Here is a 15,363-nt window from a genome sequence, read left to right as displayed (position 1 = left end):
AATATTCACCCTTCCCCGATCCCGGCGGATGCGCCGGCAGATGGAGCGTGCGATGGCAGTCGAAAAAACCGCCTGTATTTTGTGTTCGCGCAATTGCGGCCTCGTCGTCGACGTCGTGGACGGCAAGTTCGCGAAAATCCGCGGCGACGACGATCATCCGGTTTCGAAAGGCTATCTGTGCCAGAAGGCCGCGCGTCTCGCGTACTACCAGCATCACGACGACCGCCTCACGCACCCGCTGCGCCGCGAGCCCGACGGCAGCTTCACGCGCGTCACGTGGGACGAGGCGCTCGACGACATCGCGCAGCGCCTCGTCGCGCTGCGCGAGCGGCACGGCGGCGACGCGTTCGCGTTCATCGGCGGCGGCGGGCAGGGCAATCACGTCGGCGGCGCGTACAGCCGGCAATTGCTCGCGGCGATGCGAAGCCGCTTTGCGTACAACGCGCTCGGCCAGGAGAAGACCGGCGATTTCTGGCTCAACGGCCGACTGTTCGGCCGTCAGGATTGCCATACGACCGAGGACATCGAGCATGCGGACTACGTGCTCGTCATCGGCGCGAATCCCTATCAGGCGCACGGCATCCCGAACGCGCGCGACACGCTGCGCGAGCTGAAGAAGGACCCGGACCGCACGCTCGTCGTCGTCGATCCGCGCCGCTCGGAGACGGCGAAGCTCGCCGATCTGCATCTGCAGGTGCGGCCGGGCGCGGACGCGTATCTGATGAGCGCGATGCTCGCGATCATGCTGCGCGACGATCTGATCGATCGCGAGTTCATCGCGCGGCGCTGCACGGGCTTCGAGTTCGTCGAGCGCGTGCTGCGCGACGTGCCGATCGCCGAATACGCGCGCCGCGCGGACGTGCCGCTCGAGGACATCGAGCGCGTCGCGCGCGGATTCGCGACCGCGCGCGCGGCTTGCCTGCGCATCGATCTCGGCATCCAGCAAACGCTGCACACGACGCTCAACGGCTACCTCGAGAAGCTGCTGTTTCTCGTGACCGGCAATTTCGGCAAGCGCGGCGGCAACAACCTGCATTCGTTCCTGCTGCCCGTCATCGGCCATACCGACGAGCGCGCGAGCAGGAACGGCAAGCCGCTCAAGCGGACCGCGCATCACCGGATGTTTCCGATCGCGGGCATCTATCCGCCGAACATCCTGCCCGACGAGATCGAGCTCGCGGGCGAGAAGCGCGTGCGTGCGGCGTTCGTCGACAGCGCGAACCCGGTCGTCACGTATGCCGATTCGAACGCGTACGAGCGCGCGTTCGGCAAGCTGGAGCTGCTCGTCGTGATCGACGTCGCGATGACCGAGACCGCGCGCCTCGCGCACTACGTGCTGCCCGCCGCGTCGCAGTTCGAGAAATGGGAGGCGACGGGCTTCAACCTCGAGTTTCCCGCGAACGCGTTCCATCTGCGTCATCCGCTGCTGCCGCCGCTCGGTGAATCGCTGCCGGAGCCGGAGATCTACACGCGGCTGCTCGAGAAGATGGGCGAGCTGCCGCGCCGCTTCCCGCTGCTCGAGCGCATCGCGCGGCTCGAGCCCCGTGGGTCGAAGCATCTCGCCTACATGGGTGCGCTCGGGATCGCGCTCGCGGCGAACAAGAAGTGGCAGCGTCACGCGGCGTCGATCGTCTATCGAACGCTCGGCCGCGCGCTGCCGAACGACGCGGCGGGGATCGCGCCGCTGCTGCCGCTCACGATGCTGTATGCGCAGCGGCATGACGCGGCCGTGCGCCGCGCGGGATTTCGCGGCAGCCGCGCGACGCTCGGCACGGCGCTCTTTCGCGGGATTCTCGAACGGCGCTCGGGGACGTTGATCAGCGTTCACGAGTTCGACGAAATGTGGCGTTTCATTCGCCATCCGGACGGCCGCGTGCATCTGCACATTCCGGAGATGATCGACGAGTTGCGCGCACTCGAGACGGAGACGCCGCCCGGCGCCGACTATCCGTTCGTGCTGATGGCGGGCGAGCGGCGCGCGTACAACGCGAACCAGATCTATCGCGACCCGACGTGGCGCAAGGTCGATCCGCACGGCTCGCTGCGGATTCATCCGGACGACGCGGCGGCGCTCGGCGTCGCGGACGGCGGCAGGCTCGTGTGCGCGTCGGCGACGGGCAGCATCGAAGTCGTCGCCGAGTTCGACGACAGCGTGCGGCGCGGGATGGTCACGTTGCCGCACGGCTATGGCATGCGCTACAAAGGCGGGCCGCCGATCGGGCCCGAGCTCAATCGTCTGACGTCGGGCGCGCATTGCGATCCGCTGTCGCGCACGCCTTATCACAAGTACGTGCCCGTGCATTTGCGCGCCGTCGATATGCCGGTTGCCGTGCCCGCGACCCTCGAAGCCGAGCCGGCTTGATTGCGCGCGCCGCCGCGCGAGGCGGATTTCGTTCGCTTCCGATTTCTCCGCTCGGTGGTCTGCCGCCCCGTTCGCGCGTGCGGGCCGGGCTGCCGTCCGGTTCCCGGTCTTTCCCTTCCGTCTCTCCCGCCTGCCTCTTCCTCCGCGGCGCTCGTGTTGCCGCCTCTTCGCAGCCGCCGCGGGCCCGAATGTAACCAAAAGTTAGCCCGCCGATGCGGCTGCGATGCCGCGCATCAGTTCTTACAAAGTTGAAATATGCGGTGCAGACGGTTCCCGCTATAGTCGAATCCAACGAATCAACCAGAAGGGGAGTCCATGAAAACCTTGCGTGCTGCCTCGCTCGCGGCCGGTCTCGCCGCGCTGCTCGCATCTGGCGCCGCGTTGGCGGGCGTCAGCGTCGGCATCAACGTCGGCGTGCCCGCACCCGTCTACGTCGCTCCGGCGCCCGTTTATGCGCCGCCGCCGCCCCCCGTCGTGTACCAGCCGGCCCCCGTCTATGCGCCGGCGCCCGTCTACGTGCCCGCGCCGTCGATCGTGATCGGCTGGCACGGCGACCGTTACTGGGACGGCCGCCGCTACTGGGGGCGTGACGAGTGGTATCGCCATCGCGGCCGCGATTGGGACCGCGGCGGCCACTGGGACAACGGCCGCCACAACGGCTGGCGTCACTGATTCCGTCGCGTGTCCGCGGCCGGCCACGCGACGGCTGCCGGCCGGCATGCGGCGCGACGGCCGCAGCGCTGGCGCGCTGACTCTTTTACTCTTCGAGGCCAGCCATCCCGCCCACCACCGCGTTGAAGCCCGAGTCGACGTGCATGACTTCGGCCGTGACCCCGCTCGCGAGGTCCGACAGCAGGAACGCGCCCGCGTTGCCGACCTGCTCGATCGTCACGTTGCGCTTGAGCGGCGAGTTGCTTTCGACGAAGTCGAGAATCTTGCCGAAGCTCTTGATGCCGCTCGCCGCGAGCGTCTTGATCGGGCCCGCCGAGATCGCGTTCACGCGCACGCCCTTCGCGCCGAGCGACACCGCGAGATAACGGACGCTCGCTTCGAGCGCCGCCTTCGCGAGGCCCATCGTGTTGTAGTTCGGAATCGCCCGTTCCGCGCCGAGATACGAGAGCGTGAGCAGCGACGCGTCGTCCGACAGCATCGGCAGCGCGGCCTTCGCGAGCGCGGGGAAGCTGTATGCGGAGATGTCGTGCGCGATGCGGAAGTTCTCGCGCGTGAGGCCGTCGAGGAAGTCGCCCGCGATCGCCTCGCGCGGCGCGAAGCCGATCGAGTGGACGAGGCCGTCGAGCGTGTCCCAGTGCGTCTTCAGCGATGCGAAGAGCGCGTCGATCTGCGCGTCGTCGGCGACGTCGCACGGGAACACGAGCTCGCTGCCGAACTCGGCCGCGAACTCGGTGATGCGATCCTTGAAGCGATCGCCGACGTAGGTGAACGCCAGCTCGGCGCCTTCGCGCTTGCACGCCTTGGCGATGCCGTAAGCGATCGAACGGTTCGACAAGAGGCCCGTCAGCAGAATACGTTTACCGTCGAGAAAGCCCATGAATTCTCCTATGTGTGGCGCCCGCGCCCGCACGGTCGGCAGGCGGCGGTTGGCTGCAACCGGTTGCGAATGGGTAGAATTCTCTCACATCGCCATCCTCGAACGACTGCCAACACCCCCATGACGATCGGTTCGCTCCGGGCTCGCCGGCCGCGACCGCCGCGACGCGCGGCGGCATCAGAACAGGCCGCGCAAGCCGCCGCGCCGCAACGGGCGGCCCGCGTGCGCGCCGCGCTCGCGCGTGTCGCGCGCCGCGCGGCGGCAGGCGTCGCGCTCGCGCTTGCCGCCGCGCCGGCGGCGCACGCCGCCTACGCGATCGCGCAGTACGGCGAGCCGAAGTACCCGCCCGGCTTCAGGCATTTCGACTACGTGAATCCCGACGCGCCGAAAGGCGGCACGCTCGTGCTCGCGAATCCGAACCGGCTCACGACGTTCGACAAGTTCAATCCGTTCACGATGCGCGGCAACCCGGCGCCCGGGATCGACCTGCTGTTCGAGAGCCTGACGACGGGCAGCGCCGACGAGCCCGCTTCCGCGTACGGCCTGCTCGCGGACGACATCGCCGTCGCGCCGGACGGGCTGTCGGTCACGTTTCATCTGAATCCGCGCGCGCGCTTCTCGAACGGAGAACCCGTCACCGCAGCGGACGTCAAGCATTCGTTCGACACGCTGAAGAGCCCGAAGGCGGCGCCGCAGTACCCGGCCTACTACGCGGACATCACGCGCGCGGTGATCGTCGATCCGGCGACCGTGCGCTTCGAGTTTCGCAGGAAGAACCGCGAGCTGCCGCTGATCGCGGGCGGCATCCCGGTGTTCTCGCGCAAATGGGGCTTGCGCGCGGACGGCTCGCGCATTGCGTTCGACCAGCTCGCGTTCGAGCAGCCGATCGGCAGCGGCCCGTACCTGATCGAGCGCTACGACAGCGGGCGCACGATCACGTACCGGCGCAATCCCGCTTACTGGGGCGCGGCGCTTGCCGTGCGGATCGGCACGAACAACTTCGAGCGCATCGTCTACAAGCTGTACGGCGATGGCGTCGCGCGGCTCGAGGCGTTCAAGGCGGGCGAATACGACGTGCTCGTCGAATACATCGCGCGCAACTGGGCGCGGCGCGACGTCGGCAAGCGCTTCGACAGCGGCGAGCTCGTCAAGCGCGAGTTCCGCCAGCACAACGGCGCGGGGATGCAGGGCTTCTTCATGAACCTGCGGCGGCCGCTGTTCCAGGACGTGCGGGTGCGCCACGCGCTCGATCTCGCGTTCGATTTCGAATGGCTGAACCGGCAGCTCTTCTACGGCGCCTACACGCGTCAGAACAGCTACTTCGCCGATACCGACCTGCAGGCGACGGGCCTGCCGAGCGCGGGCGAGCTCGCGCTGCTGAATCCGTTGCGCGCGCAGCTCGACGCGGCCGTGTTCGGGCCGATGACCGTGCAGCCCGCCACCGATCCGCCCGCGTCGCTGCGCGCGAACCTGCTGAAGGCGCGCGCGCTGCTCGCCGAGGCCGGCTGGACCTACCGCGACGGCGCGCTGCGCAACGCGAAGGGCGAGCCGTTCGTGTTCGAGATCCTCGACGATTCGGGCTCGGCGTTCGAGCCGGTGGTCGCCGCGTACATCCGCAATCTCGCGAAGCTCGGGATCGTCGCGAAGTACCGGACGGCCGATTACGCGCTGCTGCAAAAGCGCCTCGACGCATTCGACTACGACATGACGACGGTGCGCTACCCGGGCGTCCAGGTGCCGGGCGCCGAGCAGGTCGCGCGCTTCGCGAGCCGCTACGCGGACGAGCCGGGCTCGGACAACCTGACGGGGCTCAAGTCGCCCGCGGTCGACGCGATCCTGAGGGCGCTCACGCAGGCCGAGACGCGGCAGGAACTGCTCGACGCGACGCACGCGCTCGACCGCGTGCTGATGCACGGCTACTATGCGGTGCCGCAGTGGTACAGCGCGACCCACCGGATCGCGTTCAAGCGCACGCTCGCCTATCCGTCGACGCTGCCGCTGTACTATTCGGCGGAAGGCTGGGTCGCATCGACGTGGTGGGCGAAGCCCGAGCATGGCGCGCCCGCGCGCTAGCCCGGCCGTGCGGGTCGCGCGCCGGCCGAGCCCGGTCGGGCGGCGGCGGCCCGGCTGACCCGCGTGCCGCGCGCGGCTTGGCGTGCGGCGCGAAGTACGATGTGAAGCGCGATGCAACGAGCGGCCCTCCGCCGCCGCGCCGATTGACGAAACCGTTCGAACACGCCCGAATGCGCCTATGTGGAGCTACATCCTCAAACGTCTGCTGCTGATGATCCCGACGCTCGTCGGCGTTTTGACCATCACGTTCGCGGTGATCCAGTTCGTGCCGGGCGGCCCCGTCGAGCAGGCGGTGCAGGAGCTGCGCAAGGGCGCCGAGCGGGGCAGCACGCCGTTCGGGATGCGCTCGTACACGGGCGTCGACGCGCAGCAGCTCGCGCAGCTCAAGGCGCTGTACGGCTTCGACAAGCCGCCCCTCGAGCGCTACTGGCTGATGCTCGAGCGCTTCGCGCGCTTCGATCTCGGCGACAGCTACTTTCACCATCAGAGCGTGTGGTCGCTCGTCGTATCGAAGCTGCCGGTGTCGATCAGCATCGGCGTGTGGACGTTCCTGCTCACGTATCTGATATCGGTGCCGCTCGGCATCGCGAAGGCGGTGCGCAACGGCTCGCCGTTCGATTTCGCGACGAGCCTCGTCGTGCTCGTCGGCTATGCGATTCCGGGCTTCGTGCTCGGCGTGCTGCTGCTCGTGCTGTTCGGCGGCGGCTCGTTCTGGCAGATCTTCCCGCTGCGCGGCCTCACGTCGGACAACTTCGCGCAGCTCACGCTAGCCGGCAAGATCGCCGATTACCTGTGGCACATCGCGCTGCCCATCATCGCGTCGGTCGTCGGCAGCTTCGCGGTGATCACGATGCTCACGAAGAACGCGTTCCTCGACGAGATCCGCAAGCAGTACGTGCTGACCGCGCGCGCGAAGGGGCTCGCCGAGCGCACCGTGCTGGGCAAGCACGTGTTCCGCAATGCATTGCTGCCGCTCGTCGTCGGCTTTCCTGCCGCGTTCATCGGCGCGTTCTTCACGGGCAGCCTGCTGATCGAGACGCTCTTCTCGCTCGACGGGCTCGGCCTTCTGTCATACGAATCGGTGATCCGGCGCGACTATCCGGTCGTGCTCGGCACGCTGTACGTCTTCACGCTGATCGGGCTCGCGACGAAGCTCGTATCCGATCTCTGCTACGTGTGGGTCGACCCGCGCGTTCAATTCGAGCAACTGGAGCGCTGATTTGAGCCGACTCGCCGTCTCTCCCCGGATCGACGCCGCGCGCGCGCGGGTGTCGCCGTCGCCCGCGCGGCGCGTGTGGCAGCGCTTCAAGGGGCAGCGCCTCGGCTACTGGAGCCTCGTGATCTTCGTGATCGCGTTCGCGGCGAGCCTCGCCGCGCCGCTGTGGTCGAACGACAAGCCGATCGTCGTGCGCTACGACGGCCAGTTCTATTTCCCGCTCTTCAAGAGCTATCCGGAAACGACGTTCGGCGGGGATTTCCCGACGCCCGCCGACTATCTCGATCCGTACGTGCGCGGCAAGCTCGACGCGCCGGGCAACTTCGCGCTGTATCCGCCGAACCGCTATTACTACGACACGCTCAATTACTTCTCGAAGCGCCCGAACCCGGCGCCGCCGTCGCGCGAGAACTGGCTCGGCACCGACGCGCAAGGGCGCGACCTGCTCGCGCGGCTCGTCTACGGCTTTCGCGTGTCGGTGGAGTTCGCGCTGATCCTGACGTTCATCGGCACGCTGCTCGGGATCGCGGCGGGCGCGGTGCAGGGCTTCTTCGGCGGGCGCATCGACATCGTCGGCCAGCGGCTCATCGAAATCTGGAGCTCGATGCCGGAGCTGTATCTGCTGATCATCTTCGCGTCGGTGTTCGAGCCGAGCTTCGTGCTGCTGATCGTGCTGCTGTCGCTGTTCGGCTGGATCGGGCTGTCCGATTACGTGCGCGCGGAGTTCCTGCGCAACCGCACGCAGGACTACGTGCGCGCCGCGCGCGCGATGGGCCTCACGAACTGGCAGATCATCTGGCGCCACGTGCTGCCGAACAGCCTCACGCCCGTCATCACGTTCCTGCCGTTCAGAATGAGCGGCGCGATCCTCGCGCTCACGAGCCTCGACTTCCTCGGGCTTGGCGTGCCGCCGCCGACGCCGAGCCTCGGCGAGCTGCTCGCGCAGGGCAAGGCGAACCTCGACGCGTGGTGGATCTCGCTCGCGACGTTCTGCGTGCTCGTCGCGACGCTCCTGCTGCTGACGTTCATGGGCGACGCGCTGCGCAACGCGCTCGACACGCGGATCGCGGACACGACGCGCGCCGCGGGAGGCCTCCGATGAGCGCCGTGCAAATCGCGGGCGGCGGCGCGGCGCCGTCGCCGCCCGAGCCGCTGCTGTCGATCGAGCGGCTGCAGGTGCGCTTTCGCGACGCGCTAGCCGTCGACGACGTGTCGTTCGTGATCGGCCGCGGCGAACGCGTCGCGCTCGTCGGCGAATCGGGTTCCGGCAAGAGCGTGACCGCGCTGTCGATCCTGCGCCTGCTGCGCGACGCCGACGTGAGCGGCGCGATCCGCTTCGCGGGCGAGAACCTCGCCGACAAGAGCGAGCGCGAGATGCGCGGGCTGCGCGGCGCGGACATTGCGATGATCTTCCAGGAGCCGATGACGGCGCTCAATCCGCTCTTCACGGTCGGCGAGCAGATCGGCGAGACGATCGAGCTGCACGACGGCGTGTCGAAGCGCGACGCGCGCGAGCGGGCGATCGCGCTCCTCGCGCGCACCGGGATCGACCGGCCGCGCGAGCGCGTCGACAGCTACCCGCACCAGTTGTCGGGCGGCCAGCGGCAGCGCGCGATGATCGCGATGGCGCTAGCGTGCCGGCCGCGCCTGTTGCTTGCCGACGAGCCGACGACCGCGCTCGACGTGACGGTCCGCGCGCAGATCGTCGAGCTGCTGCTCGAGCTGCAGCGCGACGCGGCCGCCGAACGCGGGATGGCGGTGCTCCTCATCACGCACGATCTGAATCTCGTGCGGCGCTTCGCCGAGCGGGTCGCGGTGATGGAGAAGGGCAAGCTCGTCGAGTGCGGGCCGGTCGAGCGGATCTTCGATGCGCCCGAGCATCCGTACACGCAGCGTCTGTTGCACAGCCGGCCGCAGCGCACGGTGTCGCCCGTGCTGCCGATCGCGCCCGTCGTGCTCGACGCGCACGGCGTCACCGTGAAGTTCAAGCAGAAGCTGCCGGGCTTCGCGGGCTGGTTTCGCTCGGGGCGCTTCACCGCGGTGTCGGACGCGAGCGTGTCGGTGCGGCAGGGCGAGACGCTCGGGATCGTCGGCGAATCGGGTTCCGGCAAGTCGACGCTCGCGATGGCGCTCCTCGGGCTGCAACAGGTCGCGCACGGCGACATCGAATTCGAGGGCCGCTCGCTCGCGAGCTTTCGCGGGCGCGAGCGCACCGCGCTGCGCGCGAACATGCAGGTGGTATTTCAGGACCCCTTCAGTTCGCTTTCGCCGCGGCAGACGATCGAGCGGATCGTGTCCGAAGGGCTGGCGCTGCATCGCCCGCAGCTCGCGGGCGATGCGCGCCGCGACAAGGTGGTCGCGGTGCTGCGCGAAGTCGGCCTCGACCGCACGGTGCTGCATCGCTATCCGCACGAATTCTCGGGCGGCCAGCGCCAGCGGATCGCGATCGCGCGCGCACTCGTGCTGGCGCCGCGCGTGCTCGTGCTCGACGAGCCGACGAGTGCGCTCGACGTGTCGATCCAGCAACAAGTGTTGAAGCTTCTGTCGAATTTGCAACGAAAGTACAACCTTGGCTACGTATTCATCAGCCACGATCTGGAGGTGATCGGCGCGATGGCGCACCGGGTGGCGGTGATGCAGGGCGGGGTGATCGTCGAGACGGGCGACGTCGAGCGGATCTTCACTGATCCGGTGCATCCTTACACGCAAAAATTGTTGAAAGCAGTTCGTTAAGTCTGATGAACCCGAATGGTGCAAGAAGTTTGATTGAAATTATCAATTCCTTTTGACAAACAAATACTTCGTGGCTAGTATCGAGCGAAATTTTTCCGCCAATCGAGCTGATTTTCCAGCGCAAATCCATCGACCAATGCAGCACCGATATCTGACCCAGGCTTGTACGCGCGTCGTCGCCGGGATGTTCATCGGCGTCCTGATCGCTGCAGCTCCCGGCGCGTTCGCCGACGAAGTCAGCAGTTCCAGTCAGAATGCGATCAGTTCGGCTCAATCCGAGCCGGCTTCCTCTTCCCAGAATCCCCAACAGGTCAGTGCCGCCACGCCCGCGAAGAGCCAGGGTGGTGCAAAGGCGTTCCTGTCGGGCATGGCCGGCAAGGCGGGCGACGTCGTCGTCGGCGCGCTGAACATGATCGGCGTGCGCTACCGCTGGGGCGGCAATACGCCGGATTCGGGCCTCGATTGCAGCGGCTTCGTCCGTTACGTGTTCCAGGACACGCTCGGCATGTCGCTGCCGCGCCGCGCGGAGGAGATGAGCCGCGTAGGCGAGAAGGTGCGCATGAGCGAGCTGAAGCCGGGCGATCTCGTGTTCTTCAACACGATGCGCCGCACGTTCTCGCATGTCGGCATCTATATCGGCGACAACAAGTTCGTGCACTCGCCGTCGACGGGCAGCACGATTCGCGTCGACGATCTCGATAGCGGCTACTGGGAAAAGCGTTTCACCGGCGCGCGCCGGATCGAGACGCAGTTCTCGACGAAACCCGACGATCTGCGCCAGCGCGTGAAGGCGACGATCGGCGACGGCGGCGTCAACGCGAGCGCGAACGGCGGCAACTGAATCGCGCACCGGTTTGCGCCGGCCGATGTCGCGCGCCGAAGCCCCGCTCCTCGATGGATGCGGGGCTTTGCTTTTGTGGATCGCGTTTTCGATGCGGCGTGACGTTGATGTGGCTCGGCGCGGGCAGGCGTCGGGCGTCAGCCGTCAGGCGGCCGCGGTCGCCGAGTGCGCGGCCGCGAGCTTGCGCTGCAGCTCCGGCATGATTCGCGCGACCGCTTCCTCGCCCGCGAGGATTGCCGCGTTGCGCTGATTGAAGTCGCTGCCGCCCATCGCGGCGAGGTTCGGGCGGATCACGACGTCGGCGTACTTGTCGAGCTCGTAGGTCTTGATCGTCTGGCCCATGATCGTGAACGTCTGCAGCAGCATCTCGATCGGATTGCCGGTCGCCGCGCCGTCGGGGCGCGAGGAGATGTCAACCGCGATCACGAAGTCCGCGCCCATCCTGCGCGCGAACGACGCGGGCACGGGGCTCACGAGCCCGCCGTCGACATACTCGCGATCGCCGATGCGCACCGGCTCGAACACCGAGGGCACGCTGCACGACGCGCGCACCGCGAGCCCCGTGTTGCCGCGCTGAAACAGGATCGGCTGGCCGCTCTTCAGATCGGTCGCGACGATGCCGAGCGGCTTCGCCATCTTCTCGATCGGCCGGTTGTTCAGCGTCTTGTTGATGAAGTTCTGCAGCGCGATACCTTGCAGCAGGCCGCGCGAGCGGAACGGCGTCGCCCAGTCGCTGATCGACGCTTCGTCCATCGTGAGCGCGAGCTTGTTGATTTGCAGCGCGTTCATCCCCGACGCGTACAGCGCGCCGACGACCGAGCCCGCGCTCGTGCCGGCGACGAGCTCGACCGGAATTCCGCGCGCCTCGAGCGCCTTCAGCACGCCGACGTGCGCGAAGCCGCGCGCCGCGCCGCCGCCGAGCGCGATGCCGATCCTGATCGGCTTCTCGCGCGGCGGCGGGTTGGCGGGCGTGGCGGCGCCCGTCGTCGGCTTCGTGCCGGTCGACGTGCAGGCGGCGAGGGCGGCCGACGCGCAGGCGAGCGTGAACGCGCGGCGGGACAAACGGGGGGACGACATCGGCTCGATCTCCAGCGACGAGCCGCGCGCGGCCTCGATGGACGCGCCGCGCGCGGCGAAATTCCGGCGGTCGCGCCGACGGAGTCGGGCGGCCGTGCGCGGCGCCGGCATGGCGGCCGCGGCGCGCACATCATAAAGCAACTGGCGGCGCGCGCACGAAAGCCGCGCGCGGCGGCGCGATCGTCGGCCGAAAGGACGACGGGCGATTCGGGCGGACATCGGCGAAGATGGTGGCGTGCCGGGTTCGCGAACGGCTCGCGGGCTGCCTCGGCGCCGGCGCGGCCCTGCTCGGCGCGACGAGGAACCGCGGCGCGCCGAGTATAATTCGTGCTCTTTCCGTTCCGGTCGCGTGCGCACCCGGCAATGCCGTGCGGCGCGCGCCGCCGCGTCGTTTCAATTGATGCGCCGCTTGAGGCGTTCGAGCTATCGTTTATGACCCGTCCTGTACGCACCCGTTTTGCGCCGAGCCCCACCGGCTTCATCCACCTCGGCAACATCCGATCCGCGCTTTATCCGTGGGCGTTCGCCCGCAAGATGAAGGGCACGTTCGTGCTGCGGATCGAGGACACCGACGTCGAGCGTTCGAGCCAGGAGGCGGTCGATGCGATCCTCGAAGGGATGGCGTGGCTCGGCCTCGATTACGACGAAGGTCCGTACTACCAGATGCAGCGAATGGACCGCTATCGCGCAGTGCTCGCGCAGATGCTCGAGAAGGGCCTCGTCTATCCATGCTACATGTCGACCGAAGAGCTCGACGCGTTGCGTGAGCGCCAGCGCGCGGCGGGCGAGAAGCCGCGCTACGACGGCACGTGGCGCCCCGAGCCGGGCAAGGTGCTGCCCGAGCCGCCCGCCGGCGTGAAGCCCGTGCTGCGCTTCCGCAATCCGCTGACGGGCACGGTGGCCTGGGACGACGCGGTGAAAGGCCGCGTCGAGATCTCGAACGAGGAGCTCGACGATCTCGTCGTCGCGCGTCCCGACGGCACGCCGATGTACAACTTCTGCGTCGTCGTCGACGATCTCGACATGGGCATCACGCACGTGATCCGCGGCGACGACCACGTGAACAATACGCCGCGCCAGATCAACATCCTGCGCGCGCTCGGCGGCGAAGTGCCGGTGTACGCCCACCTGCCGACCGTGCTGAACGAGCAGGGCGAGAAGATGAGCAAGCGCCACGGCGCGATGAGCGTGATGGGCTACCGAGATGCCGGCTATCTGCCGGAGGCGGTGCTCAACTATCTCGCGCGCCTCGGCTGGTCGCACGGCGACGCGGAGATCTTCTCGCGCGAGCAGTTCGTCGAATGGTTCGACCTCGAACATCTCGGCAAGTCGCCTGCGCAGTACGACCACGACAAGCTGAACTGGCTGAACAACCACTACATCAAGGAAGCGGACGACGCGCGTCTTGCCGAGCTGTCGAAGCCGTTCTTCGCGGCGCTCGGCATCGACGCCGGCGCGATCGCGCAGGGCCCGGGCCTCGCGGGCGTGATGGCGCTGATGAAGGATCGCGCGTCAACGGTGAAGGAGATCGCGGAGAATTCGGCGATGTTCTACCGTGCGCCGGCGCCTGACGCGGACGCGCTCGCGCAGCACGTGACCGACGCGGTGCGTCCGGCGCTTGCCGAATTCGCGGCGGCGCTGAAGACGGCCGAGTGGACGAAGGAGGCGATCGCGGCCGCGCTGAAGGCCGTGCTCGGCGCGCACAAGCTGAAGATGCCGCAGCTCGCGATGCCGGTGCGCCTGCTCGTTGCGGGCACGGCGCACACGCCGTCGATCGATGCGGTGCTGCTGCTGTTCGGCCGCGACGTCGTCGTGTCGCGTCTCGAGGCGGCGTTCGCGTAAGCGCGCGGCAAGTGTGCGACGCCGCGTCGTTCGAGGTGACGAGCCATTCGGAGCCATTCGGAGCCGTTCGAATAAGCGGGTTCGCAAAAAATTTTGCTCGAGGCGCAAATAGGGTATTTACAAACCTCAAAACGGTCTCTACAATCTCGCTTCTCTGTTGTTCAGCAGTCAACGAGACACGGGGGTATAGCTCAGCTGGGAGAGCGCTTGCATGGCATGCAAGAGGTCAGCGGTTCGATCCCGCTTACCTCCACCAGTTGAACGCAGAGTGAATGAAGTTTGCGAAGCATTGAGTGACAGAAAAAATGCTTCACAAATGGAATGAAAGAAGTTAGAATTTCGTTCTCTGCTGTTGGTGAAAATTAACAGCGAGAACAAAGTGGCAAGGCAGATCTGAAAAGATTTTGTCCCCTTCGTCTAGAGGCCTAGGACATCACCCTTTCACGGTGAGTACAGGGGTTCGAATCCCCTAGGGGACGCCAGACATGGCGTCGTTTCGACAGAAGCGAAGCGAAGCGGGTCGGCAAGAGCGTAACCGACGCTTGTCGATCAGGTGCAGGAAGTGGAGCGGTAGTTCAGTCGGTTAGAATACCGGCCTGTCACGCCGGGGGTCGCGGGTTCGAGTCCCGTCCGCTCCGCCAGATCGAGAGCCCGTTCAGGCTGCATGTGAACGGGCTTTTTCGTTAAAGGTGTAAGCAGTACGTTGTCCCCTTCGTCTAGAGGCCTAGGACATCACCCTTTCACGGTGAGTACAGGGGTTCGAATCCCCTAGGGGACGCCAAGACAAAGCGTCGTTCGGCCGAGTGTCGAGACGATGCGCCGGCAGGAAGCAACCGACGCCTGCCAGGCAAGCAGCAAGACTGGAGCGGTAGTTCAGTCGGTTAGAATACCGGCCTGTCACGCCGGGGGTCGCGGGTTCGAGTCCCGTCCGCTCCGCCAAATCGAAGCCCGTTCAGGCATGCCTGAACGGGTTTTGTTTTTGCCCCGCACGTTTTCGAGGCGAACGATGTGGCGCGCCGTTGCCGCATGCGTGCAAATCGGCATTGCAACGTGCGCCGGCTGCGCTATCGTGGCGGTGACGCAGGTTTTGCGAATATGCCATGTCCGATTCCGCCGCCGTTCCTCTCGTTTACCTGCTGCGTCCCGCCGAGCAGGGCGATTTCGAGTTCGCGGAAGCGCTCACGCACGGCAACATGAACGCGTACTACCAGCGCCACGGTCTCAGGTGGCGCGCGGATCTCTTTTTTGCGAGCTGGCGCGATTCGGAAAACTTCATCCTCGAGCTCGACGGTGTGCCGATCGGCCTGTTGAGGATTACGGAGGAAGGCGATTCGCTGCACATCCGCGACGTGCAGATCGCGCCGGGGCACCGGCAGCGCGGCGCCGGCACGTATCTGCTCGAATCCTCGCACCGTTTCGCGAAGGCGCGCGGGCTGCGCGAGACGCAACTGCGCGTGTTCGTCGACAATCCGGCTGCGCGGCTGTACCTGCGAATGGGGTATCGGCTCGCGGGGCCGCGTCTCGCGCAGTTCGGATCGATCCGTCATATGGCGCGGCCCGTGTCCTGATCGTGGCCCGAATGAGCACGCGGAACCGCCTCGGTCCGCCGGACGAGCGAGATCGCATCGTGCGGACTTCGTTCGGGCTGCATTCCTCGGGGACGGCGGACG

At 67.1% G+C, this 15,363-nt stretch carries 11 protein-coding genes and 5 tRNA genes; 14 read left to right on the top strand and 2 right to left on the bottom strand.

From position 1 onward, the window contains the following. Positions 1 to 28: 28 nt before the first annotated feature. Positions 29 to 2,362: a molybdopterin oxidoreductase family protein gene (locus tag WS92_RS22265; protein ID WP_059934566.1), complete on the top strand. Its 2,334-nt coding sequence runs from the start codon at positions 29 to 31 to the stop codon at positions 2,360 to 2,362. Positions 2,363 to 2,677: 315 nt separating this feature from the next. Further along, on the top strand, positions 2,678 to 3,034 hold the full coding sequence (locus WS92_RS22260; RefSeq protein WP_006026015.1) for a hypothetical protein: 357 nt from the start codon (positions 2,678 to 2,680) through the stop codon (positions 3,032 to 3,034). Between the two features lie 85 nt (positions 3,035 to 3,119). On the opposite strand, the gene fabI is transcribed toward WS92_RS22260, so the two are convergent. Then, entirely contained in the window at positions 3,120 to 3,911 is a 792-nt protein-coding gene (gene fabI / locus WS92_RS22255) for an enoyl-ACP reductase FabI (RefSeq protein WP_015601138.1), read from the bottom strand. Between the two features lie 120 nt (positions 3,912 to 4,031). On the opposite strand from fabI, the gene WS92_RS22250 reads away from it, so the two are divergent. From WS92_RS22250 to WS92_RS22230, 5 genes are all read left to right on the top strand, one after another. Next, positions 4,032 to 5,984 (top strand): extracellular solute-binding protein, encoded by a 1,953-nt coding sequence (locus tag WS92_RS22250; RefSeq protein ID WP_006026017.1) that lies wholly within the window; start codon positions 4,032 to 4,034, stop codon positions 5,982 to 5,984. A gap of 178 nt (positions 5,985 to 6,162) precedes the next feature. Next, positions 6,163 to 7,203 (top strand): microcin C ABC transporter permease YejB, encoded by a 1,041-nt coding sequence (locus WS92_RS22245; protein WP_006026018.1) that lies wholly within the window; start codon positions 6,163 to 6,165, stop codon positions 7,201 to 7,203. Between the two features lies 1 nt (position 7,204). Further along, complete coding sequence (locus WS92_RS22240; RefSeq protein WP_006026019.1) at positions 7,205 to 8,302, top strand: ABC transporter permease; 1,098 nt, start codon at positions 7,205 to 7,207, stop codon at positions 8,300 to 8,302. Beyond that, positions 8,299 to 9,933 carry an ABC transporter ATP-binding protein gene (locus WS92_RS22235; protein ID WP_059934567.1) on the top strand — a complete coding sequence of 545 codons (1,635 nt, stop codon included), beginning with the start codon at positions 8,299 to 8,301 and terminating at the stop codon, positions 9,931 to 9,933. The genes WS92_RS22240 and WS92_RS22235 overlap by 4 nt, the downstream gene beginning before the upstream one ends. Positions 9,934 to 10,069: 136 nt before the next feature. Continuing rightward, on the top strand, positions 10,070 to 10,774 hold the full coding sequence (locus WS92_RS22230) for a C40 family peptidase (RefSeq protein ID WP_006026021.1): 705 nt from the start codon (positions 10,070 to 10,072) through the stop codon (positions 10,772 to 10,774). A gap of 144 nt (positions 10,775 to 10,918) precedes the next feature. Here WS92_RS22230 and WS92_RS22225 read toward each other — a convergent pair whose 3' ends face one another. Then, a complete protein-coding gene (locus tag WS92_RS22225; RefSeq protein WP_059934688.1) occupies positions 10,919 to 11,962 on the bottom strand; it encodes a patatin-like phospholipase family protein in 1,044 nt (347 codons plus the stop codon). Positions 11,963 to 12,283: 321 nt separating this feature from the next. On the opposite strand from WS92_RS22225, the gene gltX reads away from it, so the two are divergent. The 7 genes from gltX (at position 12,284) to WS92_RS22190 (ending at position 15,261) form a co-directional block, all read left to right on the top strand. After that, positions 12,284 to 13,693: a glutamate--tRNA ligase gene (gltX, locus tag WS92_RS22220; RefSeq protein WP_059934689.1), complete on the top strand. Its 1,410-nt coding sequence runs from the start codon at positions 12,284 to 12,286 to the stop codon at positions 13,691 to 13,693. A gap of 180 nt (positions 13,694 to 13,873) precedes the next feature. Next, positions 13,874 to 13,949 (top strand) — tRNA-Ala (locus tag WS92_RS22215). Between the two features lie 150 nt (positions 13,950 to 14,099). Further along, positions 14,100 to 14,175, top strand: a tRNA-Glu gene (locus WS92_RS22210). Between the two features lie 82 nt (positions 14,176 to 14,257). Beyond that, positions 14,258 to 14,334, top strand: a tRNA-Asp gene (locus WS92_RS22205). A gap of 64 nt (positions 14,335 to 14,398) precedes the next feature. After that, positions 14,399 to 14,474, top strand: a tRNA-Glu gene (locus WS92_RS22200). A gap of 81 nt (positions 14,475 to 14,555) precedes the next feature. After that, positions 14,556 to 14,632, top strand: a tRNA-Asp gene (locus WS92_RS22195). Positions 14,633 to 14,793: 161 nt separating this feature from the next. Beyond that, positions 14,794 to 15,261 (top strand): GNAT family N-acetyltransferase, encoded by a 468-nt coding sequence (locus tag WS92_RS22190; protein ID WP_006026025.1) that lies wholly within the window; start codon positions 14,794 to 14,796, stop codon positions 15,259 to 15,261. Positions 15,262 to 15,363: the final 102 nt, after the last annotated feature.

This window comes from Burkholderia sp. MSMB1588, assembly GCF_001546925.1.
Lineage (GTDB): Bacteria > Pseudomonadota > Gammaproteobacteria > Burkholderiales > Burkholderiaceae > Burkholderia > Burkholderia humptydooensis.
Note: the sequence above shows the minus strand (reverse complement) of the source record. Positions and strands in the feature narration are given on the sequence as shown.

Excerpts from the sequence above, each read along its gene's own strand:
- WS92_RS22265 (WP_059934566.1), top strand. The coding sequence starts at position 29 with ATGCGCCGGCAGATGGAGCGTGCGATGGCAGTCGAAAAAACCGCCTGT.
- WS92_RS22260 (WP_006026015.1), top strand. The coding sequence starts at position 2,678 with ATGAAAACCTTGCGTGCTGCCTCGCTCGCGGCCGGTCTCGCCGCGCTG.
- fabI (WP_015601138.1), bottom strand. The coding sequence starts at position 3,911 with ATGGGCTTTCTCGACGGTAAACGTATTCTGCTGACGGGCCTCTTGTCG.
- WS92_RS22250 (WP_006026017.1), top strand. The coding sequence starts at position 4,032 with ATGACGATCGGTTCGCTCCGGGCTCGCCGGCCGCGACCGCCGCGACGC.
- WS92_RS22245 (WP_006026018.1), top strand. The coding sequence starts at position 6,163 with ATGTGGAGCTACATCCTCAAACGTCTGCTGCTGATGATCCCGACGCTC.
- WS92_RS22235 (WP_059934567.1), top strand. The coding sequence starts at position 8,299 with ATGAGCGCCGTGCAAATCGCGGGCGGCGGCGCGGCGCCGTCGCCGCCC.
- WS92_RS22230 (WP_006026021.1), top strand. The coding sequence starts at position 10,070 with ATGCAGCACCGATATCTGACCCAGGCTTGTACGCGCGTCGTCGCCGGG.
- WS92_RS22225 (WP_059934688.1), bottom strand. The coding sequence starts at position 11,962 with ATGCCGGCGCCGCGCACGGCCGCCCGACTCCGTCGGCGCGACCGCCGG.
- gltX (WP_059934689.1), top strand. The coding sequence starts at position 12,284 with ATGACCCGTCCTGTACGCACCCGTTTTGCGCCGAGCCCCACCGGCTTC.
- WS92_RS22190 (WP_006026025.1), top strand. The coding sequence starts at position 14,794 with ATGTCCGATTCCGCCGCCGTTCCTCTCGTTTACCTGCTGCGTCCCGCC.